Here is a 25959-nt window from a genome sequence, read left to right as displayed (position 1 = left end):
TATGGAAACAAAATGGATTTAATCGAACAGGCACATTATTGGCTCAATGAGCACGGTTTAGATACCGTATTTCGTTTATCAACCATTAATGGGTATTTACAGTTAGTTAAGCTAGATGAACCTAAGCTGGGCGGCATTTATGTAGACTTTGTTAGTGGAGCAATGGCTCATCGACGTCAGTTTGGTGGTGGGCGAGGAGAAGCTGTTGCAAAAGCGGTAGGTGTGAAAGGTGATTATTTACCTTATGTAATCGATGCTACTGCAGGGCTTGGACGAGACGCCTTTGTATTAGCAGCAATTGGTTGTCGCGTAAAGATGTTTGAACGCCATCCAGTGGTTGCAGCTTTACTTTATGATGGGTTAAATCGCGCTTATCAAGACGCAGAAATGGCAGGTTGGCTTCCTCAGCACTTATCATTAATGCATCATAATAGTTTAGACCAATTGCATTGTGTTATCGATAAGCCAGATGTTGTCTATCTGGACCCTATGTTCCCTCACAGACAAAAAAGTGCATTAGTTAAGAAAGAGATGCGTGTGTTTCAACAGCTTGTTGGCAGTGATAGTGATGCAGATCGCTTATTAGATCTGGCAAGAGGTGTGGCAAAAAAGCGAGTAGTAGTAAAACGCCCAGATTACGCTCCGTTTATGGCAGAACAACCGCCTATATCATCGATTAAAACGAAGAATCACCGCTTTGATATTTACGGGGCAATGGCTAAATAGGATTTATTTTAAAAATTGTTCTAAAACCATTGCTCCTGCGCCTTGTGACACAATATCATAAGATGCGGATGCTGGGTAAATTTTAGTACAAAGTTGTGGATAATGTTTTAGTTTGTCTTCGATATGTTTTTTTATTATTTTAAAAAATGATCCTTTAGGCACTAAGGTTCCGCCACAAATCACGGTATCAGGTTGAAAGCTTAAAATTAAATTAAATAGCCCTATGCTATAGTCATAAGCGGCTTCTTCGAGCACAGAGAGGGCGAGCGAGTCATTGTGCTCGAATGCTTTAAATATTGTATGGTAATCAATATCGGTTGGTAAACTAGCCCATTTATTTATTATTGAACTATCTCCATTGCTAATTTTTTTAATAATTTTTTCTTTTATTGCCGGTAATGCACTGTATTGTTGTAAGCAGCCTTTCGAACCACATGCACAAATACTACCATTTTTATCTATTGTCATATGACCAAAACTATCTGTCATACTAGCTTGAGTTAGTGGGATAGTGTGATTAATAATTGTACTACTACGAATTTCTATGTCGCAGCTAGTAAAGACAAAACGTTTGCTGCAATGAACATAGTGTAGTTTGTGTTCGGCAATCGCCGCAAAGTTTGTGCCACTTCCTAAGGTGAGGTAAATTGGCAGGCGACGATTGAGATAGCTTTTTATGTCTATAACCTCATTGGTCTCATTTTTTTTATCTAAATCGTATTGGTTGAGTAGGTCGTCACTTGATATTCCGATACCTAAAATATCATCCAGTATTATTTTATTGTTAGCTAAAATTTTATGAATATTATCAATGATAAGATCTAAAAGATGAGGATTAATTTTGCTGTCATTTGTTTTCAATTTAATCTTATCAATAATAGAGAGTTCAATATTCATTAAAAGGATTGTTGAAAATATTCCAGTAATTTCGATGCCAATTAAATAACCTATAGTCGGATTAACACTATATAAAATAGGGCGTCTTCCTCCCGTCGATTTACCAAGCTGATTTGCAAGTATTAAATTGCTTTGTACTAATTCATCCAATAATCTGGCACACGTAGCAGGCTTAATGTGTGTTTTGTCAATAATTTTATCTACAGATATTGAGCTTTCGCGCAAAATTTCTTTATAGATCTGCTTGAGGTTTTTAGCTTTAAAATTATTTGCTAAGAAAAATTCTTTTACGATCCGATTATGCAATTTAACCTCCAGATTATGAAGACAAATGACGGTATTCATTACCATTTTATCATCTAGTTACGACAATAAAGTCATTTTCAAAATCTTTTTCTCAAAATGAGAAAAAGATCACGTTTTTATCACGCCACTTTTGTCATACTCACGAACGCAAATTAATATTTTTTCAAATAGGAACATTCATTATGCATAAAACAATTGATATTCAATCTGCCGTTAATTACATCCAAAAGCTCACCAATAAAAAACCGACGGTAGGTATTATCTTAGGTTCAGGTTTAGGCGCATTTGCTGACACCTTACAAAATGCTGTACATATTGATTATGATGATATTCCATATTTTGCTAAGTCAGCCGCAGTTGGTCATGCAAACGAGTTAGTTATTGGCGATATTGCTGGAAAAACGGTTGTCGCAATGAAAGGGCGTTTTCATTATTATGAAGGATTTTCACTGGATCAAGTGACATTTCCTGTGCGCGTAATGAAAATGTTAGGTATTGAAAAACTTATTATTACTAATGCCTGTGGTGCGGTAAATACTAATTTTAAACCAGGTGATTTGATGTTAATCACTGACCATATTAATTTGACCGCTAATAATCCACTTATGGGGCCAAATAATTCCGAGTTAGGCGTTAGATTCCTTGATGTGAGTGAAGTATATAGTAAAAAATTAAGACGCATTGTGTTGGATGCGGCAGAGAAATTAGACATTACTCTACAACAAGGGGTTTATGCTTGGTGGACGGGTCCTACTTATGAGACACCTGCTGAAATTAGAATGATTCGTACATTAGGGGCGGATGCAGTCGGAATGTCAACAGTGCCAGAAGCGTTGATCGCTCGCCACTCAGGCATCGAGACCGTGGGTATTTCATGTTTAACTAATATGGCTTGTGGTATTTTAGATCAGCCGTTAAGCCATGATGAGGTGATCGAAACTGCTGCTAGAGTAAAATCGACGTTCTTGAAATTGATTACCGAAATAATTACCAAATTCTAATTAAAATTTTCGTACTTTGATATTTCCTCTATGAGGAAATATCTTTTCAAGAAGGGAAAATAATGAATATAAAACTTCGTTTGAAAACAATGCTATTTTTGCAATATTTTATTTGGGGCAGCTGGCTGATTACATTCGGTGCTTATATGATGGGAACATTAAAGTTTACCGGTATGGATGTCGGTTTCGTATATAGCTCTAAAGGGCTTGCCGCGCTTTTAATGCCAAGCATTATTGGTATTATTGCCGATAAGTTTGTTCCAGCAAAATACCTTTACATGTTATGTCATGCCGTTGGCTGTATTTCGTTTTTTTATGCTGCTTCGGTTAGTGACCCTACGGTAATGTTTTGGGTGATGTTGGTTAATATGTTTGCATTTATGCCGACATTATCTTTATCTAACTCGATTAGCTATTATTGTTTAGAAAAAAATAACTTAGACTCAGTTGCGAACTTTCCCAAGATTCGGGTTTTTGGTACCGTTGGTTTTGTTGCAGCAATGTGGGCGATTAGTCTGTTAAAGTACGAGTTAAGCAATATGCAACTTTATATTGCTTCGACCGTCTCTTTATTGTTAGTTGTGTATTCATCAACATTACCATATATACCCGTTGTAAAGAAGACAGCTCAGACGTGGGGTGCTCGATTAGGTTTAGATGCTTTTGTCCTATTTAAAAAGCCGACTATGTTAGTCTTTTTCTTATTTGCGATGTTACTTGGGGCGGTGCTGCAAATTACCAATACATTTGGTAGTCCATTTTTGCATGATTTTGCTAAGATTCCTGAATTCAAAAATAGTCTGGTTGTGCAATACCCTTCTATTTTACTTTCAGTATCTCAGTTAGCTGAAATTGGCTTTATTTTAGCTATTCCGTTTTTTTTAAGAAAGTTTGGTATAAAAACAGTAATGATCATGAGCATGGTAGCCTGGACTTTACGCTTCGGCCTATTTGCTTTTGGTGATCCATCCCCAATTGGCTTTACATTATTATTATTATCAATGATAGTTTATGGTTGTGCATTTGATTTCTTCAATATTTCTGGCTCTATTTTTATTGAGAAAGAAGTGAGTCCAAGTATTCGAGCAAGTGCTCAAGGGCTATTTATGACTGCAGTTAATGGACTTGGTGCATATATTGGTGCACTAACGAGTGGTAAAATCATCGATATCTTTACTTATGACGGTATGCGGAATTGGAACGCAATATGGTTAATTTTTGCTGCATATTCATTATTATTAGCGATTATTTTCTATTTTACATTTAATTATAACAGCACAGAAACATGTCATAAAAAGAGCATGATCTCATCAAATATAAGCAATTAGGTAGTTTTAACATACTCAATGAGCATAGAGATATTATATGAAAGAGCGGTTTATTGGTGGCCTTTTGGTTTTATTAGGCGCATGTAGTTTTGGTGTTTTGTCATCTATCGTTAAAACAGCTTACAAAGAAGGCTATTCACTCGGAGAGATTACAGGAGTTCAAAGTTTCTTTGGTATGCTGATCCTTTGGGGACTTTATTTAATCTATATATTTTTTAGCAAGAAAAAAACGACAACAAGCAAATACAAATCTAGCAGTAATAATCAAAAATGGCGAGTTTACTTAGCTGGATTTTGCCCTGGTTTAGTCGGTATTTTTTATTATCAATGTGTTCAGCTTATCCCCGCCTCAATTGCTATTATTTTGTTGATGCAATATCTTTGGATTAGTGTCATTATCGATTACGTTATTTTTAGAAACAAACCCACATTTTTTCAGGTATTAGTGGTTGTTGTGATTCTTATCGGTAGCAGCCTTGCTGCTGGTATTTTTAATCAAAATATTTCCTTAAATTTAAAAGGATGCTTTTTTGGTATTTTAGCTGCGATAACCTACTCTTTATTTATAACAACGAGTAGTAAAGTTGGCAATGATTTACCTAAATTGAAAAAGAGTGCCTTGATGATAACTGGCGCATGCTTTATCACATTTGTGATCTTTCCGCCGACATTTTTATTTGAGCTTAGTATCAGCGATAAACTCTATCAATGGGGATTAATTTTGGCTGTATTAGGTACGGTATTACCGCCATTACTCTTTTCAATTGGTATGCCAAAAGTTGGTATTTCATTTAGTGCAATTTTATCGGCGGCAGAATTGCCCGTCGCAGTTATTGCTTCCTATTTTTATTTAAAAGAACTCATTTATTATAATCAATGGATTGGAGTTTTTTTAATTTTACTGGCAATGATTGCGCCTAATCTTCAGCATCTTAGGCGAGAACTAAGGAATAAATAGATAATTTTTATGTTTGAAAAAAGTATTGATTAAGTGATTTTTCCTTTAGAATAAATAGCATTAATTACTTTTGAAGTTAGCTTTTATGCGATTAGACAAATTTCTTTCTCACCATCTAGGTATTAGCCGCACGCTTGTTGCTAGAGAGTTAAAAGCCTCTTATGTGACAATTGACGATCACGTGATTAAGTCGGGCGCTTACCAAATTAATAGTGGTCAGGTTATTAAATATCAAGATAATATTATAGAGCATATTGATTATAAGCGTTATTTTATGTTACATAAGCCAAAAGGTTATGTTTGTTCAACCGACGATCCTGATTACCCAACTATTGCTTACTTTATTGATGAGCCGATGGCTGAAAAGTTGCATGCAGCAGGGCGCTTAGATCTCGATACAACAGGCTTGGTTTTGCTAACTGATGATGGTCAGTGGTCGCATCGGATCACTTCACCAAAGCATCATTGTGAAAAGACATATTTAGTCACCTTAGCAGAACCATTATCTTGTGATTTAATTGATATTTTTGCAAAAGGTATTTTGCTTAAAGGTGAAAAAAATCTTACTAAACCCGCTAAACTTAATATCATTGCTCCAACGCATGCTAGCTTGACGATTAGCGAAGGGCGTTATCATCAAGTAAAAAGGATGTTTGCCGCTGTTGGCAATCACGTTGTTAGTTTGCACCGGCAACAAATAGGTTTAATTACTTTAGATATTGCTGAAGGGGAATATAGACCATTGACTGAAGCAGAGATTAACTCAATTAATTAGAGGTAGTAATAATGATTTATCGTTTAGGGGATAACGTTCCTGATATTCAAGCGGCAATTTACATTGCACCATCTGCGACCATCATTGGCGATGTTATATTAGCAAAAAATGTAACGATTTGGCCTTCTGCTGTGTTACGGGGGGATATTTGCGCAATTACTATAGGGGAAGATAGCAATGTACAAGATAATGTCACAATTCATACGGATTTTGAGTTGCCATGCAAAATAGGTCGTAATGTTTCAATTGGGCATAATGCCGTTCTACATAGCTGTTTGATTGATGATAGTGTTATCGTTGGAATGGGGAGCATTATTCTAAATAATAGTCGAATTGCTAAAAACTGCATTGTTGGAGCGGGGTCTTTAGTGACACAAAAATTATTGTGTGAAGAAGGTTCGCTGATAATGGGCTCACCAGCCAAAGTTGTACGTAAATTAACGGCCGATGAAATAAATCACATTCAAGTTAACGCAAAACATTACTGTGAAAATGGATTAAGGTATAAAAAAACCTTGCAGAGTATCGATGCTAAGGATCACTGACCATATCTAGTTAAAATAATATTCCTTCATCTCACATCATAACATTGTAATATCATCTCTATTATTTGCGTTACTATAAAATAACTCTCTAATTTTACAAAATCCTACTTTGCCCTTTACCTTATCAAATTCTGTAGATCAATAGCTAGTGTAAATAAATGGTGAAATAACTATCATTATTTCTATTTTTGTGGTAAAAAGTGGGGGAAAGTGGCATAAAAATAAAATATATAATAAGTTATTGATTTTGAACAATTTTAAATTTATAGCGAATAAGGTTTAATGATGTTTAGTGGTGCAATTTCGATCAATCTAGATAATAAAGGGCGTTTAGCGATCCCAACTCGCTACCGTGAACTATTGTCTGAAGGATTAGTTTGTACTATCGGTTTACATCACGCTTGCTTAATGCTTTACCCTATTGCTCAGTGGCATCTTATTGAAGAAAAATTGGCTAAATTATCTTCAATGATCGAGGTTGAAAGGCGTATTGCTAGATTACTACTAGGTCATGCGACGGAATGCCCAATGGATAATTCTGGTCGAATTTTGCTACCGATGACACTTAGGCAATATGCTAAATTGGATAAAAGCATTATGTTTATTGGTCAGTCAAATAAATTTGAAGTTTGGGATGAAACAATATGGCATGAACAGATTGCGGAAGATATTGCTGCAATTCCTCAGGATATTAGCGAACTATCTGATAATCTGAAAAATTTAACAATTTAGTGGTAAAAATGAGTTATCAACATAAAACCGTATTATTACATGAAGCAGTAAATGCGCTCGCTATAAAGAGTGATGGGATTTATGTTGATGGTACTTTTGGTCGTGGCGGTCACTCTCGATTAATTTTAGAAAAGCTTGGCCCGAATGGTCGGTTAATTGCGATTGATCGCGATACTAAAGCAAGGCAAGAAGCTAGTACTATTAATGATCCTCGTTTTACTTTTATCCATGGTGAATTTTCCAATATAAAATCATATATTGAAAAGCTAGGATTAATTGGCAAAATTGATGGTTTTTTATTAGATTTAGGCGTGTCCTCGCCGCAATTAGATGATCCAGAGCGCGGCTTTTCATTTATGCGCGATGGCCCGTTAGATATGAGAATGGATTTAACGAAAGGGATCTCTGCAAGTGAGTGGTTGATGCAAAGCAATGAAGACGATATCGCCTGGGTACTAAAAACGTTTGGCGAGGAGCGATTTGCTAAACGTATTGCTCGTGCAATTATTGCTCAGAATCAGCAGTCGCCTTTGACTCGAACACTAGAACTTGCGACATTAATTAGCAATGCAAGTCCAATAAAAGAACGGCATAAACACCCTGCAACTCGCAGTTTTCAAGCAATTCGTATATATATCAATAGCGAGCTTGAAGAGGTAGAACAAGCGCTCAAAAACAGCTTAGATATATTAGCTGATAGTGGCCGGTTAGCAATTATTAGTTTTCATTCTTTAGAAGATCGAATTGTTAAACAATTTATGGCTAAACAAAGTAAAGGGCCAGATATTCCTAAAGGCTTACCTTTAACACAAGAACAAATAAAGCAATATGGCGTTTGCTCGGTAAGGCTACTTGGTAAAATGAAACCTTCTAGGGAAGAAATTGAGGTGAATCCAAGATCCCGAAGTGCCATATTACGTATCGCTGAGCGTATAAAAAATGAGTAGCAGTGTTAAAAATCGTTTTAGTTTGGTTGAACTAATCGTTGGCGATTTATTTAAGAATCAAAAATTGTCGTTGCTGTTAGTCTGTTTAATTATTGCTTCCGCTGTAGCGATACTTTGGACAACGCAGCAAACAAGAAAACAGCTTTTTATTCAGGAACAGCTTATGTTAGAGCGTGACGTTTTTGAAAGTGAATGGCGAAATTTAATCATTGAAGAAAATGTATTAGCCGATCCTAAGCGAATAGAAAAAAGTGCAAATAAATTAGGTATGGAACATGTCTTACCTAAAAATGAGACAGTTATTGTTATAAAGAATCGATGATGAAAGTAGCGAAGAAAAAAATCATAGAAAATAGATTTTTTGCTAAGTGGCGATTCTATGTGGTTTATGGATTCATTTTTTCTGCCGTTTTAGGGCTGGTATTAAAGTTAGCATTATTGCAGTTAGTTGATTCTGAACGATTAATCACCGAAGGTGATAAACGTTCAATTCGCTATCAAAATGTTGGCGTACCAAGAGCAATGATTGTTGATCGTAATGGACGAGCATTAGCGGTAAGCGTCCCGATGTATGATGTTTGGGCTGATCCTAAAGTGATTCTTGAATCAGATGGGATTGATGTTAATGATTTAAAATGGCAAGAATTAGCAAAGAGCCTATCTATTCCAATAGCGACATTGGAACAGAAATTAACGCTAAAATCATTACGCTTCGTTTATTTAGCGAAGCAAATTACACCAACTAATGCCGATTATTTGAAAAAATTAAAGCTACCAGGTGTCTATTTTGAAAGAACGTCAAAAAGATATTATCCGGTAGGTGAAAGTACCGCGCAGTTAATTGGGTTAACCAATATTGATAAAAGCGTAGAAAGTGGTGCAGAAGGCATTGAAAAAAGTTATAACACTTGGTTAATCGGTGAATCAGGGCAGCGAGTTGTTAGACGTGATCGATTTGGTCGTGTGATTGAAGAATTAGAGCGGGTTGATAGCGAAATTGCTGCTGATTTAATATTAAGTATTGATGAGCGATTACAATCGTTGGTCTATAAAGAGCTGGCTCAAGCGGTTTATTTTAATAAAGCCGATAGCGGTACCGCTGTTTTAGTTGATGTTCGAACAGGGGAAATTTTGGCGATGGCAACGAATCCATCTTATAACCCAAATAATCGAGCACAAATTGATAGTAGTCTATTAAGAAACCGAGCGGTTACTGATGCATTTGAGCCCGGCTCAACAGTTAAGCCTTTAGTTGTAATGGCGGCACTGGAAAAGAAAGTTGCAGATTTAAATACGGTTATTGATACTAGACCATTTTATGTTAATCGGTATGAAGTAAAAGATGTTTCATACCAAAAATCACTTAATTTAGCTGGAATTTTAGAAAAATCGAGTAATGTTGGTGTGAGTAAATTAGCTCTACAAATGAAACCATCTGAATTAGTTGAATTTTATTCACGTTTTGGGCTAGGGCAATCAACAGAATTAGGGATTGGTGGTGAATCAAGCGGCAAAATAGGCGCGAATCGAACACGCTGGTCGGATATAGAAAGGGCAACATATTCATTTGGTTACGGTTTAATGGTAACGCCGTTACAGTTAGCAAGAGCCTATGCAACAATTGGTAGTTATGGCGTTTATAAGCCGGTTTCAATATTAAAAATCAATGAACCAGTCAAAGGTTTACGTGTTGTTGATGAAAAAACAGCGAAAACAGTCGTAAAATTAATGGAGGCTGTTGCTGTTAGTGGCGGAGGCACAAAAGCTTCTGTTCCAGGCTATAGTGTCGCGGTAAAGACAGGAACCGCTAAAAAATTAGGGTCTAACGGTAAATATATTAACCAGTATATTGCCTATACCGCAGGTATTGCGCCAGCAACTAAACCAAGGTACTCATTGGTGGTTATTGTCGATAACCCTAAATCTGGGCAATATTATGGTGGCACCGTCTCTGCCCCTATTTTTAGTCGTATTATGGGGGGAGTATTAAGAATTATGAATGTTGAACCAGATAAAGAACTAGATAATCAAATGATTATCTATTAGATAAAATTGATAGAAACTGACGCTCAAATTATTGAGGATAGGATGCGATGGCTAATTATAATGTAACAAAGCTAGTTAATTATTTCGGGGTATTACCACAATACACCGAAATGTTAGCCTCCTGTTCTTTTCTTGAGGAAAAGATTCAAAAACTTCAATTAGACAGTCGACAGGTTGCTCAAAATGATCTGTTTATTGCCTTAAAAGGGCGAGATTTAGACGGACGAGATTTTATTGAAGCAGCAATCAAAGCGGGTGCGATCGCAATTGTAGCTGACACCGAGTTTTCAAATGATAAGACATTAACTTGCCATATGGTTGATGGCAATAAAATATTGCAAATCAATATTTATCAGCTCGCTAACAAAATATCGGCATTTGCTAATCTATTTTATGATAATCCTTCCGAAAAAATGGATGTTATTGGTGTAACTGGCACCAATGGTAAAACCACTGTAACGCAGCTCATTGCTCAATGGGCAATGCTAATCGGTAAAAAAAGTGCCGTACTCGGTACCCTTGGTAATGGGCTATGTGGTCACCTTGTACCTTCAACAAATACAACGCCGTCATCTGTTGATATCCAATCTTATCTGGCTGATTTTCTGGCAAAAGACGTAACAATCGTAGCGATGGAAGTTTCATCTCATGGACTTGCTTTAGGTCGAGTCAGTGATGTTACATTCTCGGCAAGTTTATTCACTAATTTGAGCCGTGATCACTTAGATTTCCATAATACCATGGATGATTATAATAAGGCGAAATGGTCATTATTTTCGCCATCCGATGATGAACGCGCGGTGAAAAGTTCAGGTAAGCGAATTATCAATTTTGATGATGAAGTTGGTTGCTCGTGGATCAAACAATTGGATGAAGTAATGGTTGTATCGTCTTCGCCTAAGAATTTAAGTAACGTAATGGGTTTAGGTAAATCATATCTAGCTGTATCCTCGGTAAACTATCATGACCAAGGTGCCACTATTATTTTTGAAAGTAGCTTTGGTAATGGCGTGTTGCATAGTCGATTATTTGGTGACTTCAATGTCTCCAATTTACTATTAGCGTTTGCGGCACTATTGTCGCTAAATTATCCCTTGGCAGCTTTAGTTGATACTGCGGCATTACTACTTCCTGTTGATGGCCGAATGGAGATTTTTTCAGCACCAGAAAAACCAACGGTTATTATCGATTATGCCCATACGCCAGATGCACTCGATAAAGCATTATGTGCAGCGAAATCCCATTGCAATGGAGCGCTATGGGTTATTTTTGGTTGTGGGGGGGATCGAGACAAAGGTAAGCGTCCTTTAATGGCGAAAGTTGCCCAATTGCATGCTCGGCATATTATCGTGACTAATGATAACCCTAGAACTGAAAATGAAGATGCAATTATTAACGATATTCTTGTTGGGTTTGCTCAAATCGATGACGTCAAGGTCATTAAAGACCGAGCGAGTGCGATACTCTGGGCAATCAATCATGCTAGTAGTGAAAAAGATGTGATTTTGGTTGCAGGCAAAGGACATGAAGACTACCAAATTATAGGTAATATTAAGCATGATTATTCGGATCGAAAAACTGTCAGTCACTTTTTAGGGACAAGCATATGATCGTACTTTCAATTAAACAGTTACAACAAATTGTTGATGGCCAACTGATCGCGATTAAAGATGAAAATGCATTAATTGATGAGATTAGTACCGACTCAAGAAATATTATTATAAATTCATTATTCATTGCACTAATCGGCAGTATATTTGATGGTCATAGCTTTGCTAAAAAGGCCGTATCATTGGGTGCTATGGCGGTGCTCGTTAATCATAAAATTGACGATGAGATCCCGCAAATTATTGTTAAAGATACTCATCAAGCATTGGGACAAATCGCTGCTTGGGTGAGAGCACAATCAACAGCAAAAGTAGTCGCGTTAACGGGATCTTCCGGTAAAACATCAGTCAAAGAAATGACCGCAGCCATTTTATCTAAGTGTGGTAAAACGCTTTTCACAAAAGGAAACTTTAACAATGATATTGGTGTTCCCCTTACTTTATTAAGGCTGACAACTCAAGATGAGTTTGCTGTAATAGAGCTTGGTGCTAACCATATTGGTGAAATCGCCTATACTACGCAACTTGTTAAACCACAAAGTGCGTTGATTAATAATATATCAGAGGCTCATCTGGAAGGATTTGGTTCTTTGGCGGGCGTGGCTAAGGCCAAAAGTGAAATATTTTTAGGCTTACCAAAAGGCGGTACCGCCATTATTAATTTAGATAGCTACAGCCAAGATTGGCTAGAGAATTTAGCTGAGCAAAAAATATATACTTTTTCGTTGCAGCAAACAACCGCTGATTTTTACGCCAGCGCGATAACTCAAAGTTTTATAACTGCGTTCACACTACATACTCCAATCGGCGAGATAGCTATTCATTTGCCTCTATTAGGATTGCATAATATATCAAATGCTATTGCCGCTTCGATATTAGCAATATCGGTGGGTGCAAATTTGAATCAAGTTAAAAGTGGTCTTGAATCTATTTTACCTGTTAAAGGGCGGCTTTATCCCATTCCACTCAATGATCATCAGCTAATTTTAGACGACTCTTATAATGCAAATGTAGGCTCAATGACTGCTGCAATCAATGTTTTAGCTCAGCAACGAGGCTACCGAGTTTTTGTCGTAGGTGATATGGCTGAATTAGGTAAAGATTCTGAAAAACTTCATCAAAAAATTGGTGAAGCCGCTAAAATAGCCGACTTGGATTGCGTTATCAGTATTGGTAAGAACAGTGCTTTTATCAGTCATCTTAGTGGTGTTGGGCATCATTTTAGTGATAAAAACGCAATAGTCGTTTTTTTAAAACAAATATTAAAAGAAAAGAACCAAGTAACGATATTAGTTAAAGGTTCACGCAGTGCAAAAATGGAAGAAATCGTTAGTAATCTTAGTAATCATCAGGATTAAATTATGCTATTTTGGGCGTTTAGTTTATTAGTTAAGTATGAAACATTTTTTAGTGTATTTACGTCGCTTACCGTAAGGGCGATTTTGGCTTTATTTACGGCATTAATTATTTCATTAGCGATGGGACAAAAAGTCATTGATTGGTTGCAAAAATTGCAAATAGGACAAGTCATTCGTAATGATGGACCAGAAAGTCACCTAAGTAAGAAAGGCACCCCTACGATGGGAGGTGTACTAATCTTGTCATCTATTACCATTTCAATATTACTATGGGCAAACTTAACTAATCCTTATGTATGGGGCGCACTATTTGTATTAATTGGCTACGGTGTGATTGGCTTTATCGATGATTATTTAAAAGTTGTGCGTAAAAACACAGCTGGTTTGATCGCAAGATGGAAATATTTTTGGCAGTCTGTTATCGCATTAATTGTTGCTTTTGCCCTTTATATTTATGGTAAAGATACCGCGGTGACGGCTTTAGTTGTTCCTTTTTTTAAAGATGTTGTTCCACAGTTGGGATTATTTTTTATTTTATTAACTTACTTTGTGGTTGTCGGTGCTGGTAATGCTGTTAATTTAACGGATGGTTTAGATGGACTCGCTATCATGCCAACGGTATTTGTTGCTGGAGGTTTTGCCTTAGTTGCTTGGGCGACGGGTAATGTCGCTTTTGCGAAGGAATTAGATATTCCTTATATTCAATATAGTGGTGAACTAATGATTGTGTGCATGACAATTGTTGGCGCTGGACTCGGCTTCTTATGGTTTAATACTTATCCCGCAATGGTTTTCATGGGCGACGTTGGTTCGCTCGCGCTAGGTGGTGTACTTGGTGTTATTTCCATTTTACTGAGACAAGAGTTTTTACTGCTTATTATGGGCGGTATTTTTGTTATTGAAACCATATCGGTAATTTTGCAAGTCGGATCATTTAAATTACGCGGAAAACGCATATTCCGCATGGCGCCTATTCATCATCACTATGAGCTAAAAGGATGGCCCGAGCCAAGGGTGATAGTGAGATTTTGGATTATCTCTTTAATGTTAGTCTTAATTGGACTATTAACATTGAAGCTTAGATAAATAAAGGGATTAGCTATGTTTAATTATCAAGGAAAAAATATCGTTATCATGGGACTTGGCATCACAGGCTTGTCATGTGTCGATTATTTCCTTGCTAAAAATGTGATCCCCAAAGTTATTGATACTCGCACTGAGCCAAGCGGACTTGAACGACTCGACGCGCGAGTTTTATACCATGTCGGCAGTGTAAATGTAGAATGGATTTTAGCGGCCGATCTCATTGTGGTTAGTCCCGGTATTGCTTTATCTACTCCTGAACTGGTAAAAGCACAGCAACGCGGTATCCAAATCGTTGGGGATATAGAATTATTTTGCCGCGAGGTTAATCTGCTTGATAATAAAAAAATAGCCGCCATAACTGGTGCAAATGGCAAAACAACGGTGACGACTTTGGTTGGTGATATAGCGAAGTCTTCAGGCCTAAGAGTCGGTGTTGGTGGCAATATTGGCAAGCCTGCATTAGCGCTTTTAGATGATGATTATGATATTTTTGTTTTAGAGTTGTCTAGTTTTCAACTAGAAACAACCTATAGCTTACAAGCGACAGCAGCAACGATCTTAAATATTTCAGAAGATCATATGGATCGTTATCCGGATGGTATTAGGCAATATACCGCAGCTAAACAACGAATTTATACCAATGCTCAAAACTGTATCATCAACCATGATGACAAATTAACTTATCCTCAATTCACGAGCCATAATACTCGGTGCATTGAATTTGGTTTACAAAATGGGATGTACCATTTAGATCAGGATTACCAACACTTAGTTGTAAATGATAATATTGTTTTAGATAGTGCAAAAATGCAGCTATTTGGTGTTCATAACTATCTAAATGTTTTAGCGGCTTTAGCGATCAGCGATGCATTAGGTATTGATAATAAAATAAGCCTACAGACTATTAAAAATTTTAAGGGATTACCACATCGCTTTGAACTTGTTTTTGAACATAATGGCGTCAAATGGATTAATGATTCTAAGGCTACCAATATCGGTAGCACCGTAGCAGCGTTAAAAAGTGTTATTTGTCAAGGCTCTCTTTATCTTTTGTTAGGTGGAGATGGTAAGTCAGCAGATTTTTCGTCTTTAGTTCCTTATTTGTCAAAACAGAAAGATATTCAAATTTATTGCTTTGGTCGTGATAGAGAGCAGCTTGCACAATTAAAACCAGAAGTCACAACTACACTTGTAACAATGAAACAGGCAATGTTGGCTATTGCACAGAGAGTAAAACGTAATGATATAGTGTTGTTATCACCAGCTTGCGCAAGTTTAGATCAGTTTAAAAATTATGCTGAGCGCGGCAATGTATTTACAGCTTTAGCTAAGGAGCTTGGATAATGCGCTGGTTTTATATCAATCATCATGTCGATGCTCAAAGTATGCTATACGATCGTTCATTATTATGGACGGTCATTGGGCTTATGGTCTTCGGTGTATTGATGGTTACCTCAGCATCGATGACAATAAGTGAAAGCAGTCCTTTTTTCTATACACAACGTGAGCTTGCACAATTAGGGCTTGCTTTGTGTATTATGCTTGCTGTTTTATATATTCCAATCATTCGCTGGAAACAGGCGAGTACTGTTTTATTGTTGCTTACCATTACAATGTTAATTGTGGTTTTATTTGTGGGGTCGTCGATTAAAGGTGCATCGCGCTGGATCCCGCTAGGTATATTTAATTTTCAGCCCGCAGAATTAGCCAAGTTGGCGCTATTTTGTTATTTAGCAAGCTACTTAACTCGCAAATCGGATGAAGTACAAAATAAATTTTGGGGATTTTTTAAACCGATGACCGTAATGCTAGTATTATCATTACTACTTTTAAAACAGCCCGATCTAGGTACGGTAATTGTTTTATTTTCGGTTACTTTAGGTATTTTATTTATTGCCGGAGCGAGATTATGGCAATTTCTTGCGATATTAGGGACAGGTGTTTTTTCAGTAATACTATTAATTTTGTTCGAACCTTATCGATTAGTCCGCTTTACGACTTTTCTTGACCCTTGGAAAGATCCAACTGGTTCAGGCTATCAATTAACGAGCTCTTTGATGGCGATTGGCAATGGCGGCTTTTGGGGGCAGGGTTTGGGTAATTCTGTTAGAAAATTAGGTTATTTACCCGAAGCCCATACTGATTTTATCTTTTCTATTATTGCTGAAGAACTTGGTTATGTCGGTGTGGTCGCAATTTTAGCATTATTATTCTTCTTAACTTTCAAAGCATTATCAATTGGTTATCGTTCGCTGAGTATTGGTTCACTTTTTTCGGGGTATTTGGCTTGTCAAATCGGTATTTGGTTTGGTTTTCAAACATTTGTAAATATTGGCGTTACGTCAGGGATGTTACCGACTAAAGGGTTAACATTACCGTTTGTTAGTTACGGGGGGTCGAGCCTTATTATTATGAGTACTGCTGTTGCATTATTACTCAGAATTGATTTTGAATTTCGTCAGGAACAAATTCAAGCAAGAGTGAGGATTAAAAAATGACCAAAAAATTACTCGTAATGGCAGGTGGCACAGGTGGTCATGTATTTCCAGGATTAGCGGTAGCTCATGAATTAATAAAACAAGGCTGGCAGGTTCGCTGGCTTGGCACCGCAGATCGGATGGAAGCTCAGTTAGTCCCCCAGCAAGGTATCGAAATCGATTTCATTAATATATCGGGAATTCGCGGTAAAGGTATATTAGCTAAGCTATTGTCACCATTACGAATTTTTAAGGCTGTTATACAAGCACGGAAAATAATAAAAGGGTATCAGCCTGATGTCGTGCTTGGAATGGGCGGGTACGTTTCCGGTCCTGGCGGAATTGCCGCTAAGCTATGCGGTGTCCCTGTCGTATTGCATGAACAAAATGGAATAGCAGGACTTACCAACCAATGGTTATCAAAGATAGCGACTGTAGTATTACAAGCTTTTCCTTCAGCATTTAAAAATGCCAAAGTAGTGGGAAATCCAGTGCGAGAAGATATTTTATCTCTACCATCACCAACAGAACGATTTAGCGTTCGAGATGGCAAGATGCGTATATTGGTTATGGGTGGCAGCCAAGGTGCTAAGGTACTAAATGACATAGTCCCGATAGCATTTAAACAAGTTTCAACGCAATGTTGTATTTGGCACCAAACGGGTAAAGGTGCTAGAGACTCGGTATTCGCAGCTTATGATGGCATTGATATGAGCGATAATCGTGTTACTGAGTTTATCGATGATGTCGCTGCTGCTTATAGTTGGGCTGATTTAGTGATTTGCCGTAGCGGGGCATTAACGGTGAGTGAAATACAGGTTGTTGGACTGGGTGCGATTTTTATTCCCTTTAGGCATAAAGACCGTCAACAATACTGGAATGCTAAGTCTTTACAAGATATTGGCGCGGCAAAAATTATTGAGCAAGATGATTTCACCGTAGCTAAACTGGTGAAAATATTGCAGCCTCTAGATCGTAGTACATTGCTTGATATGGCTAAAAAAGCAAATAGCCTTGCAGTGAGAGATTCAGCTTTGGAAGTTGCTGATGTTATTAATCAATGTAGCACTCAAAATTAAGAATATTAATAAGATAGAATATGAATACAAAGAAATTAACAGCATTAAGAACGATGATCCCTGAAATGAAGCGTGTAAAACATATTCATTTTGTTGGTATTGGCGGTGCTGGAATGGGTGGAATTGCTGAAGTTCTAGCGAATGAAGGTTATCAAATCAGCGGCTCAGATATTGCTGAAAATAGTGTTACTCAGCACTTGTCGGCTTTAGGGGCAACGATTACGATTGGCCATAGAGCAGAAAATATAATGGGAGCTAGTGTGGTAGTAATCTCATCGGCTATTGACGATGATAATATTGAAGTGATTGCTTCTATTGAAGCGCGAATTCCTGTTATTCAGCGAGCTCAAATGCTGGCAGAGTTAATGCGGTTTCGTTATGGGATTGCTATTGCAGGAACTCACGGAAAAACTACCACTACAGCAATGGTCACTGCGATTTATGCTGAAGCAAAACTTGATCCTACTTTTGTTAATGGCGGATTAGTTAAAGCAGCAGGAACACATGCGAGACTGGGCACTAGCCGTTATTTTATTGCAGAAGCAGATGAAAGTGACGCTTCATTTTTACACTTACAGCCGATGGTTTCAATTGTGACCAATATTGAACCTGATCATATGGATACTTATCAGGGTAATGTTGAAAATTTAAAACAGACATTTATTACTTTTTTACGCAATCTACCATTTTATGGATTAGCTATTATGTGTTATGACGATCCGATTAATCGTGAACTTTTACCGATTGTGGGTCGTAAAATTATTACTTATGGCTTTAATAGTGATGCCGATGTTGTTATAAAAAATTATAAGCAGGTATTAAATCGCAGTTATTTTACTGTTAACCGCCCAGGGCTACCAGCATTAGATATTGAGCTCAATGCACCTGGTCAACATAATGCGCTAAATGCAACTGCAGCCCTGATTTCTGCTACTGAAGATGGAATTGATGATGACGCTATTTTGACTGCATTAGCTAAATTTGCTGGAACAGGCCGGCGTTTCGACTTTTTAGGTAATTATCCTCATCCTAATGGCGGGGAAATTATGATGGTTGATGATTATGGTCACCATCCAAGTGAAGTTAATGCGACAATTAAAGCGGTAAAGAATGGTTGGTCAGATAAACGCTTAGTTATGATTTTTCAACCTCATCGTTATACGCGCACACGCGATCTCTTTGATGACTTTGCTAATGTTTTATCCCAAGTGGATGAGTTAATTATGCTAGACGTATACTCTGCTGGTGAGCAACCTATTACAGGGGCGGATAGCCGAGCCCTGTGTCGAACGATCCGTAATCGAGGTAAAGTCGATCCTATTTATGTTGCTGAGTCAGAATCATTACCCCAGATTTTAACGGAAGTGTTAAAAGGGGGGGATCTCCTATTAACACAAGGTGCCGGTAGTGTTGGTAAGATTGCTCGTCAGCTATCAGATAGTGGGTTATTTATAAAAGAATCGTTTTTAGAAGGTAATAAATAATGGCAGATAAAGTTGCAGTTTTATTTGGTGGAACATCAGCTGAACGTGACGTCTCGTTAAAATCAGGTAATGCGGTATTAAAAGCATTACTTGAAAAAGGTGTCGATGCTTACGCTATTGACACAAAAACATATTCGATAACACAGTTAAAAAATGATCAATTTACTAAGGCATTTATCGCTCTACATGGACGAGGTGGTGAAGATGGTATTGCTCAAGCTATTTTAAACTATCAAAATATTCCTTATACGGGTAGCGATGTTTTATCTTCTGCTTTGACGATGGATAAATTGAAAACCAAGCTTATCTGGAAGTCGTCTAATTTGCCTGTTGCTGACCATGTTACCCTCGAAAAAGGGCAATCTATTTCTGTTGAAAGTATTATTGAAAAATTAGGTTTACCACTATTTGTAAAACCAAGCCATGAAGGATCTAGTGTTGGCATGAGCCGAGTTAATGAACAAAGCGAGTTACAAGCCGCGCTTGAGCATGCATTTAAGTTTGACGATACCATTATGGTTGAAGCATTTCTATCTGGTGCAGAATATACCGTTGCCATTGTTGGGGAAGAGGTTTTACCGACAATAAAAATTCAACCAGCAACAACCTTTTATGATTATGATGCCAAGTATTTATCGGATAAAACTCAATATTTTTGCCCGAGCGGATTAGATGATAAACAAGAAATGGCATTACGAGAACTCGCATTTAAAGCATATCAGGCTGTTGGCTGTAGGGGCTGGGGGCGTGTTGATATAATGTTTGGTAGTGATGGTAACCCTTACCTGCTAGAAGTTAATACTGCTCCAGGGATGACAGATCATAGTTTGGTGCCAATGGCAGCAAAGCAGAGAGGATGGTCTTTTGCAGATTTAGTTTATAAAATTTTAAATTTAGCAAAAGTATAGATAAACAAATAATAGCCGAAAAGATTGTTGAATATGAAAAATGTACGGCAAGCTGCCCAAAGAAAAGAGACCAAAAAAAAGTTTTTTTTCTTACCTAAAAATATTGAGCAGTTTGTTGGTTTTGTGTTTTTTATTTCTGTTCTTTCATTAAGTATTTGGGTGGTGCTTACCGTTAAAAATTGGGTAGATAATCCAGAGCGGGTGGTGTTATCTCAATTAGTGTTAACGGGAGATAGCCGCTTTACGAATGAAGATGATATACGTAAAGCAATACTAGGATTGGGACTGCCCAATACTTATGTAGCTCAAGATGTTGATGATATTCAACAAGAAATTATGCGGTTACCGTGGGTTAAACAAGTAAGTGTTCGCAAAAAATGGCCAGATCGCCTAATTGTCAACATTGTAGAGTATCAACCAAGTTATGTTTGGAATGATATTTTTTTATTAGATGAAAATGCGATCATTTTTAGTGTGCCAAAAGATCGAGTTAATAGTGATTTATTGCCTAAATTATTTGGGCCAATAGGGAAAGAAAAGTTAATTTTGGAAGTATATCGTCAATTAGAGGATATTTCTAAAAAATCAAACGACCAACACCTAGCGTTGTCAATCAGTGACGCGATTGCTGATGAAAAAAATGCATGGCAATTGGTTGTTAAGCAGTGTATAAAAGGCTTTTGTATTGAAAATCAAACTATCCTATTAAAACTAGGGCGAGAAAAGATAATTGAGCGGTATATACGCTTTATTCGTCTTTTTGGGGATATTCAGGCTGATTTGCTTACAAATGAAAGATTGGCTGAAATTGATCTACGCTATGAAAATGGGATTTCAGTTAAAAAGCAAGAAATTGAGGAATAATTAGGATATCGAAGTATGAAAGCAACAGAGAAAAAGTTAGTCGTTGGACTTGAAGTTGGTACATCCAAGGTACTTGCACTTGTTGGTGAAATACTTCCCGACGGTATTATTAATATTATCGGAGTAGGTCATTGTCCATCGAAAGGTGTGGATAAAGGCGGTGTTAATGATCTCGAGTCGGTGGTAAAGTCATTGCAACGAGCGGTCGATCAAGCGGAACTAATGGCAGATTGTCAGATATCCTCAGTTTATTTAGCATTATCAGGAAAACATATCCGTTGCCAAAATGAGATTGGTATGGTGCCGATAGCAGAAGAAGAAGTGACCGTGGATGATGTTGAAAACGTGGTTCATACGGCTAAATCAGTACGAATTTTAGATGAGCATCGAATTTTGCACGTTATTGCTCAAGAATACTCTATTGATTTACAAGAGGGGATTAAAAATCCGATAGGTTTGTCTGGTGTAAGGATGAAATCGAAAGTCCACCTAATTACTTGCCATAATGATATGGCTAAGAATATTGTGAAAGCGGTTGAGCGGTGTGGGTTAAAAGTTGATCAACTTATTTTTTCTGGCCTTGCTTCAAGCTATGCGGTCCTTACTGATGACGAAAAGGAGCTAGGTGCCTGCGTGATTGACATGGGCGGAGGAACAATGGATATTTCTGTTTATACTGGGGGAGCCTTACGCCATTCAGTCGTTATTCCTTACGCGGGCAATGTTGTTACTAGTGATATTGCCTACGCTTTTGGTACGCCTCCAACGGATGCTGAAAGTATAAAAATCAAATATGGCTGTGCAGCAGGTGCAATGGTTCGCAAAGATGAAGTGATTGATGTGCCCAGTGTTGGAGGGAGACCATCGAGGACTTTACAACGCCAGACTCTTGCTGATGTGATAGAACCACGTTATACCGAATTATTATCATTAGTACAAAAAGAACTCGTTTTACTGCAAGATAATTTAAAACAACAAAACGTTAAACACCAGCTTGCTGCTGGGATTGTGTTAACTGGTGGTGCAGCTCAAATTAAAGGGCTAGTAGAGTGTGCTGAAAAAGTGTTTCAAAATCAGGTGAGGATTGGATACCCACTTAATATTTCTGGATTAACGGATTATGTGCAAAAGCCTTATTGCTCAACTGCTGTTGGACTTTTGCATTATGGAAAACAAAGTATATTAAACGATGATGGCAATATAAAAAATAAATCATCAATCAAGGGATTAGCTAAACGCGTAACTGGTTGGTTTAGAAAAGAGTTTTAGCTATTATTTATATAATAATAATGCATTAACTGCGTGACTTTATTAACGCTTATCTGTACAATATTCGCAAGGCGTTGTGTAAGTAGGCGCAAAGAATGTAAATTTGGAGAGTAATTATGTTTGAACCTATGGTTGCATCAAATGAACCAGTTATTAAAGTTATCGGTGTCGGCGGTGGCGGCGGAAATGCTGTTGAGCACATGGTTGCTGAACACATTGAAGGCGTAGAATTTTTTGCCGCAAATACAGATGCGCAGGCTTTGAGACGGATCAAAGTAGGTCAAACGATTCAAATTGGCGGAAATATTACGAAAGGATTAGGCGCAGGTGCTAATCCTGAAGTCGGTAAGACCTCTGCTCAAGAGGATCGCGATACCATTCGAACAGCGCTTGAAGGCGCTGATATGGTTTTTATTGCTGCTGGAATGGGTGGTGGTACCGGTACTGGTGCAGCTCCTGTTGTCGCTGAAATTGCGAAAGAACTTGGAATTTTGACGGTGGCTGTTGTAACTAAACCGTTTGGGTTTGAAGGTAAAAAACGAATGGCGTTTGCTGAACAAGGAATTTCAGAGTTAGCAAAACATGTCGACTCACTAATTACGATTCCAAATGATAAATTACTTAAGGTATTAGGCCGTGGTGTGACATTGCTTAATGCATTTTCTGCTGCTAATGGCGTGCTCATGGGTGCGGTACAAGGTATTGCCGAACTGATTACAAAACCAGGAATTATTAATGTCGACTTTGCCGACGTGCGTACAGTAATGTCAGAAATGGGCTATGCCATGATGGGGTCAGGCAAAGCGTCAGGTGATAATAGAGCAGAAGAAGCGGCGGAAATGGCAATTTCAAGCCCGTTGTTAGAAGATATTGATTTGTCAGGTGCACGAGGTGTGTTAGTCAATGTAACGGCTGGTTTTGATTTAAGCTTAGAAGAGTTTGATACAGTAGGTCGAACGGTTCAGGCATTTGCGTCAGATAATGCTACGGTAGTGGTTGGTTCGACTATTGATCCAGAAATGAGTGATGAGATTAGAGTAACGGTTGTTGCAACAGGTATTGGCATGGATAAACGACCTGAGATCAAAATAGCTCAACCTGTTGCTCATCGTCAAACTTATCAACAACCAAGCGCGCCAGTGCAGCAAGAAATTAAACCAGCTCAAGTTGTAAATGACCAGTCGGTTCCTACAGTGAGCAAAGAAGATTATTTAGATATCCCTGCTTTTTTACGTAAGCAGGCAGATTAATTTGAACTTATTGACTCTATTCGTGTCGAAATGAGTATGTGGTAAAGTCGTTATATTAAATAATGATAGGTGTAAAAGTGAAACAACGAACATTAAAAAATCAGATTCAGGCAACAGGCGTCGGCTTACATACAGGTAAGAAGGTTACGCTAACATTGCGCCCTGCAGCTGATAATACGGGAATTATTTATCGAAGAACAGATTTAGAACCAGCTGTTGATTTTCCAGTAGATGCTAAATCCGTACGCGATACGATGTTATGTACCTGCTTGGTTAATGAAAATAACGTTAGAATTTCAACTGTTGAGCATATTAACGCAGCACTTGCTGCTCTAGGTATTGATAATCTTATTATTGAAGTTGATGCGCCAGAGATCCCAATTATGGACGGCAGCGCAAGTCCGTTTATTTATTTATTACTAGATGCTGGAATTGCAGAACAGTCCGCTGCTAAAAAATTCTTACGTGTAAAAGAAATCGTACGAGTTGAAAATGGTGATAAGTGGGCTGAAATTAGACCTTATAATGGTTTTAAATTAGACTTTACTATTGATTTTAATCATCCAGCAATTAATGCGGGATCGCAGCGTTATCAAATGGATTTTTCATCGGAATCGTTTATACGGCAAATTAGCCGTGCAAGAACATTTGGTTTTATGCGTGATATTGAGATGTTACAATCAAAAGGACTTTGCTTAGGTGGGAGCCTTGATTGTGCAATCGTTGTTGATGATTATCGTGTATTAAATGAAGATGGTTTACGTTTTGAGGATGAATTTGTAAGGCATAAAATGCTTGATACTGTTGGTGATCTTTATATGTGTGGCTATAACATGTTAGCAGAAGTTGTTTGCTACAAGTCTGGTCATGCATTAAATAATCAACTGCTACAAGCTTTATTGGCTAAAGAAGAAGCATGGGAATTTGTGACATTTGATGAATCCGAAGCCGTTCCATTTGAACTGACTGAACAATCATTCGTTCTCGCTTAAATTGAGTTAATCTATCAAGAAACGCTTTCATTGGACAATGAAGGCGTTTTTTATTTTTCTTAAAACATAATTACTGAACATTATATTTATTATGAAACCAAGCCATTTTTTTGCACATCTCTCTCGATTAAAATTGATTAATCGTTGGCCTCTAATGCGCAACGTTAGAACTGAAAATGTATCAGAGCATAGCTTACAGGTCGCTTTTGTGGCTCATGCCCTTGCTATTATCAAAAACCGTAAATTTAATGGCCAAGTTAATCCAGAGCGTATTGCTTTAATGGCAATGTACCATGACGCATCTGAAGTGTTAACTGGCGATATGCCAACACCGACCAAATATTATAATCCACAGATTGCTATCGAATATAAGAAAATTGAGAAAATTGCTCAAAATAAGTTGATTGATATGTTGCCTGTCGATCTTAGAGAGGATTTTAGACCATTAATCGATGATGATTTTTATAGTGAGCAAGAAAAATCTATTGTAAAGCAAGCCGATGTTTTGTGTGCTTACCTTAAAACGATAGAAGAACTTAGCGCAGGTAATAATGAGTTTAAGCTTGCAGAGCAGCGGTTAAACAAAACGTTGTCAGAACGAGACAGTCCTGAAATGGATTATTTTATCGATGTATTTGTGCCAAGCTTTAATCTATCGCTTGACGAAATCACTTTAGACGAATAAATCTCGCATAGATTAAGCTAATAAAATAAATATGAAATTCAAATGAAAAAAATAGTTCAATTTTTACCGAATCAACAGGTAATACTTGGCGTTAAGCTCAGGAGTATAAGTTGTGAATCGTAAGCTTTTAACCGCAGAAGGATATCAGCGACTACAAGATGAGCTAAGGTATCTTTTAAAGATTGAACGGCCAAAAATTACCGAAATTGTTTCGTGGGCAGCGAGTCTTGGTGATAGATCGGAAAATGCAGATTACCATTATAATAAAAAAAAACTGCGTGAAATTGACCGCCGAATTAGATTTCTCACTAAGCTTTTCGACGTTGCCTATAAAGTCGAATACAGCCCCAAACAAGAAGGCAAAGTTTTTTTTGGTGCTTGGATAGAATTAAAGAATGACCATGATGAAACGTTAAAAGTAAAAATTGTGGGTGATGAAGAAATCTATCATAATAAACAGTACATTTCACTGCAATCCCCTGTAGCTAAAGCCTGCCTAGGCAAATCGGTAGATGATAGCATTGAAGTCAACACACCTAATGGAAAAAAAATATGGTATATCAATAATATAAATTATCTATAATCAGTAATATTTATGTTTATCGCAAAGTAAGCATTAATAACCAAAGATTAATCATT

General features: G+C 37.4%; 24 protein-coding genes and 1 pseudogene. 24 read left to right on the top strand and 1 reads right to left on the bottom strand.

Annotated features, from left to right (window positions below; all coding sequences use genetic code 11):
* Positions 1 to 12: 12 nt before the first annotated feature.
* Positions 13 to 726, top strand: coding sequence for a class I SAM-dependent methyltransferase (locus tag RHO12_06410; GenBank protein ID WVD65026.1), 714 nt, complete (start codon positions 13 to 15; stop codon positions 724 to 726).
* A gap of 3 nt (positions 727 to 729) precedes the next feature.
* Here the strand turns inward: RHO12_06410 and RHO12_06405 are convergent, their stop codons facing one another.
* Positions 730 to 1929 (bottom strand): ROK family protein, encoded by a 1200-nt coding sequence (locus RHO12_06405; protein ID WVD65025.1) that lies wholly within the window; start codon positions 1927 to 1929, stop codon positions 730 to 732.
* A 182-nt stretch (positions 1930 to 2111) separates the two neighbouring features.
* Between RHO12_06405 and RHO12_06400 the strand changes: the two genes are divergently transcribed.
* The 23 genes and pseudogenes from RHO12_06400 (at position 2112) to greB (ending at position 25903) form a co-directional block, all read left to right on the top strand.
* On the top strand, positions 2112 to 2930 hold the full coding sequence (locus RHO12_06400) for a purine-nucleoside phosphorylase (GenBank protein ID WVD65024.1): 819 nt from the start codon (positions 2112 to 2114) through the stop codon (positions 2928 to 2930).
* A 62-nt stretch (positions 2931 to 2992) separates the two neighbouring features.
* Positions 2993 to 4258 (top strand): nucleoside permease, encoded by a 1266-nt coding sequence (locus RHO12_06395; protein ID WVD65023.1) that lies wholly within the window; start codon positions 2993 to 2995, stop codon positions 4256 to 4258.
* Between the two features lie 37 nt (positions 4259 to 4295).
* Entirely contained in the window at positions 4296 to 5216 is a 921-nt protein-coding gene (locus RHO12_06390; protein WVD65022.1) for a DMT family transporter, read from the top strand.
* A gap of 85 nt (positions 5217 to 5301) precedes the next feature.
* The gene (gene rsuA / locus RHO12_06385; protein WVD65021.1) at positions 5302 to 5991 is read left to right on the top strand and encodes a 16S rRNA pseudouridine(516) synthase RsuA; all 690 of its coding nucleotides are present in this window, start codon (positions 5302 to 5304) and stop codon (positions 5989 to 5991) included.
* Positions 5992 to 6002: 11 nt separating this feature from the next.
* Positions 6003 to 6536 (top strand): gamma carbonic anhydrase family protein, encoded by a 534-nt coding sequence (locus RHO12_06380; GenBank protein WVD65020.1) that lies wholly within the window; start codon positions 6003 to 6005, stop codon positions 6534 to 6536.
* A 282-nt stretch (positions 6537 to 6818) separates the two neighbouring features.
* Positions 6819 to 7268, top strand: coding sequence for a division/cell wall cluster transcriptional repressor MraZ (gene mraZ / locus RHO12_06375; protein WVD65019.1), 450 nt, complete (start codon positions 6819 to 6821; stop codon positions 7266 to 7268).
* An 8-nt stretch (positions 7269 to 7276) separates the two neighbouring features.
* Positions 7277 to 8215, top strand: a complete 939-nt coding sequence (gene rsmH / locus RHO12_06370; GenBank protein WVD65018.1) for a 16S rRNA (cytosine(1402)-N(4))-methyltransferase RsmH — start codon at positions 7277 to 7279, stop codon at positions 8213 to 8215.
* Positions 8208 to 8537 (top strand): cell division protein FtsL, encoded by a 330-nt coding sequence (ftsL, locus tag RHO12_06365; protein ID WVD65017.1) that lies wholly within the window; start codon positions 8208 to 8210, stop codon positions 8535 to 8537. The genes rsmH and ftsL overlap by 8 nt, the downstream gene beginning before the upstream one ends.
* Entirely contained in the window at positions 8534 to 10261 is a 1728-nt protein-coding gene (gene ftsI, locus RHO12_06360) for a peptidoglycan glycosyltransferase FtsI (protein ID WVD65016.1), read from the top strand. The genes ftsL and ftsI overlap by 4 nt, the downstream gene beginning before the upstream one ends.
* Positions 10262 to 10308: 47 nt before the next feature.
* Positions 10309 to 11871, top strand: coding sequence for a UDP-N-acetylmuramoyl-L-alanyl-D-glutamate--2,6-diaminopimelate ligase (gene murE / locus RHO12_06355; GenBank protein WVD65015.1), 1563 nt, complete (start codon positions 10309 to 10311; stop codon positions 11869 to 11871).
* Positions 11868 to 13226 (top strand): UDP-N-acetylmuramoyl-tripeptide--D-alanyl-D-alanine ligase, encoded by a 1359-nt coding sequence (gene murF / locus RHO12_06350; protein WVD65014.1) that lies wholly within the window; start codon positions 11868 to 11870, stop codon positions 13224 to 13226. Before murE ends, murF begins: the two co-directional genes overlap by 4 nt.
* Positions 13227 to 13229: 3 nt before the next feature.
* Complete coding sequence (mraY, locus tag RHO12_06345) at positions 13230 to 14312, top strand: phospho-N-acetylmuramoyl-pentapeptide-transferase (GenBank protein WVD65013.1); 1083 nt, start codon at positions 13230 to 13232, stop codon at positions 14310 to 14312.
* Positions 14313 to 14327: 15 nt separating this feature from the next.
* Positions 14328 to 15656, top strand: coding sequence for a UDP-N-acetylmuramoyl-L-alanine--D-glutamate ligase (gene murD / locus RHO12_06340; protein ID WVD65012.1), 1329 nt, complete (start codon positions 14328 to 14330; stop codon positions 15654 to 15656).
* 38 nt (positions 15657 to 15694) lie between these two features.
* Positions 15695 to 16810, top strand: a pseudogene (gene ftsW, locus RHO12_06335) (cell division protein FtsW).
* Positions 16807 to 17868, top strand: a complete 1062-nt coding sequence (murG, locus tag RHO12_06330; GenBank protein WVD65011.1) for an undecaprenyldiphospho-muramoylpentapeptide beta-N-acetylglucosaminyltransferase — start codon at positions 16807 to 16809, stop codon at positions 17866 to 17868. Before ftsW ends, murG begins: the two are co-directional and overlap by 4 nt.
* A gap of 20 nt (positions 17869 to 17888) precedes the next feature.
* Positions 17889 to 19352 (top strand): UDP-N-acetylmuramate--L-alanine ligase, encoded by a 1464-nt coding sequence (murC, locus tag RHO12_06325; GenBank protein ID WVD65010.1) that lies wholly within the window; start codon positions 17889 to 17891, stop codon positions 19350 to 19352.
* Positions 19352 to 20260, top strand: a complete 909-nt coding sequence (locus RHO12_06320) for a D-alanine--D-alanine ligase (protein ID WVD65009.1) — start codon at positions 19352 to 19354, stop codon at positions 20258 to 20260. The genes murC and RHO12_06320 overlap by 1 nt, the downstream gene beginning before the upstream one ends.
* A 33-nt stretch (positions 20261 to 20293) precedes the next feature.
* Entirely contained in the window at positions 20294 to 21124 is an 831-nt protein-coding gene (locus RHO12_06315; protein WVD65008.1) for an FtsQ-type POTRA domain-containing protein, read from the top strand.
* A gap of 15 nt (positions 21125 to 21139) precedes the next feature.
* Complete coding sequence (gene ftsA / locus RHO12_06310) at positions 21140 to 22393, top strand: cell division protein FtsA (GenBank protein WVD65007.1); 1254 nt, start codon at positions 21140 to 21142, stop codon at positions 22391 to 22393.
* A gap of 116 nt (positions 22394 to 22509) precedes the next feature.
* Positions 22510 to 23643 (top strand): cell division protein FtsZ, encoded by a 1134-nt coding sequence (gene ftsZ / locus RHO12_06305; protein ID WVD65006.1) that lies wholly within the window; start codon positions 22510 to 22512, stop codon positions 23641 to 23643.
* Between the two features lie 77 nt (positions 23644 to 23720).
* On the top strand, positions 23721 to 24635 hold the full coding sequence (gene lpxC, locus RHO12_06300) for a UDP-3-O-acyl-N-acetylglucosamine deacetylase (protein ID WVD65005.1): 915 nt from the start codon (positions 23721 to 23723) through the stop codon (positions 24633 to 24635).
* Positions 24636 to 24726: 91 nt separating this feature from the next.
* Entirely contained in the window at positions 24727 to 25320 is a 594-nt protein-coding gene (gene yfbR, locus RHO12_06295; GenBank protein ID WVD65004.1) for a 5'-deoxynucleotidase, read from the top strand.
* A gap of 112 nt (positions 25321 to 25432) precedes the next feature.
* Positions 25433 to 25903, top strand: a complete 471-nt coding sequence (greB, locus tag RHO12_06290; GenBank protein ID WVD65003.1) for a transcription elongation factor GreB — start codon at positions 25433 to 25435, stop codon at positions 25901 to 25903.
* Positions 25904 to 25959: the final 56 nt, after the last annotated feature.

The sequence above is a fragment of the Orbaceae bacterium lpD02 genome (genome assembly GCA_036251875.1).
Lineage (GTDB): Bacteria > Pseudomonadota > Gammaproteobacteria > Enterobacterales > Orbaceae > Orbus > Orbus sturtevantii.
Note: the sequence above shows the minus strand (reverse complement) of the source record. Positions and strands in the feature narration are given on the sequence as shown.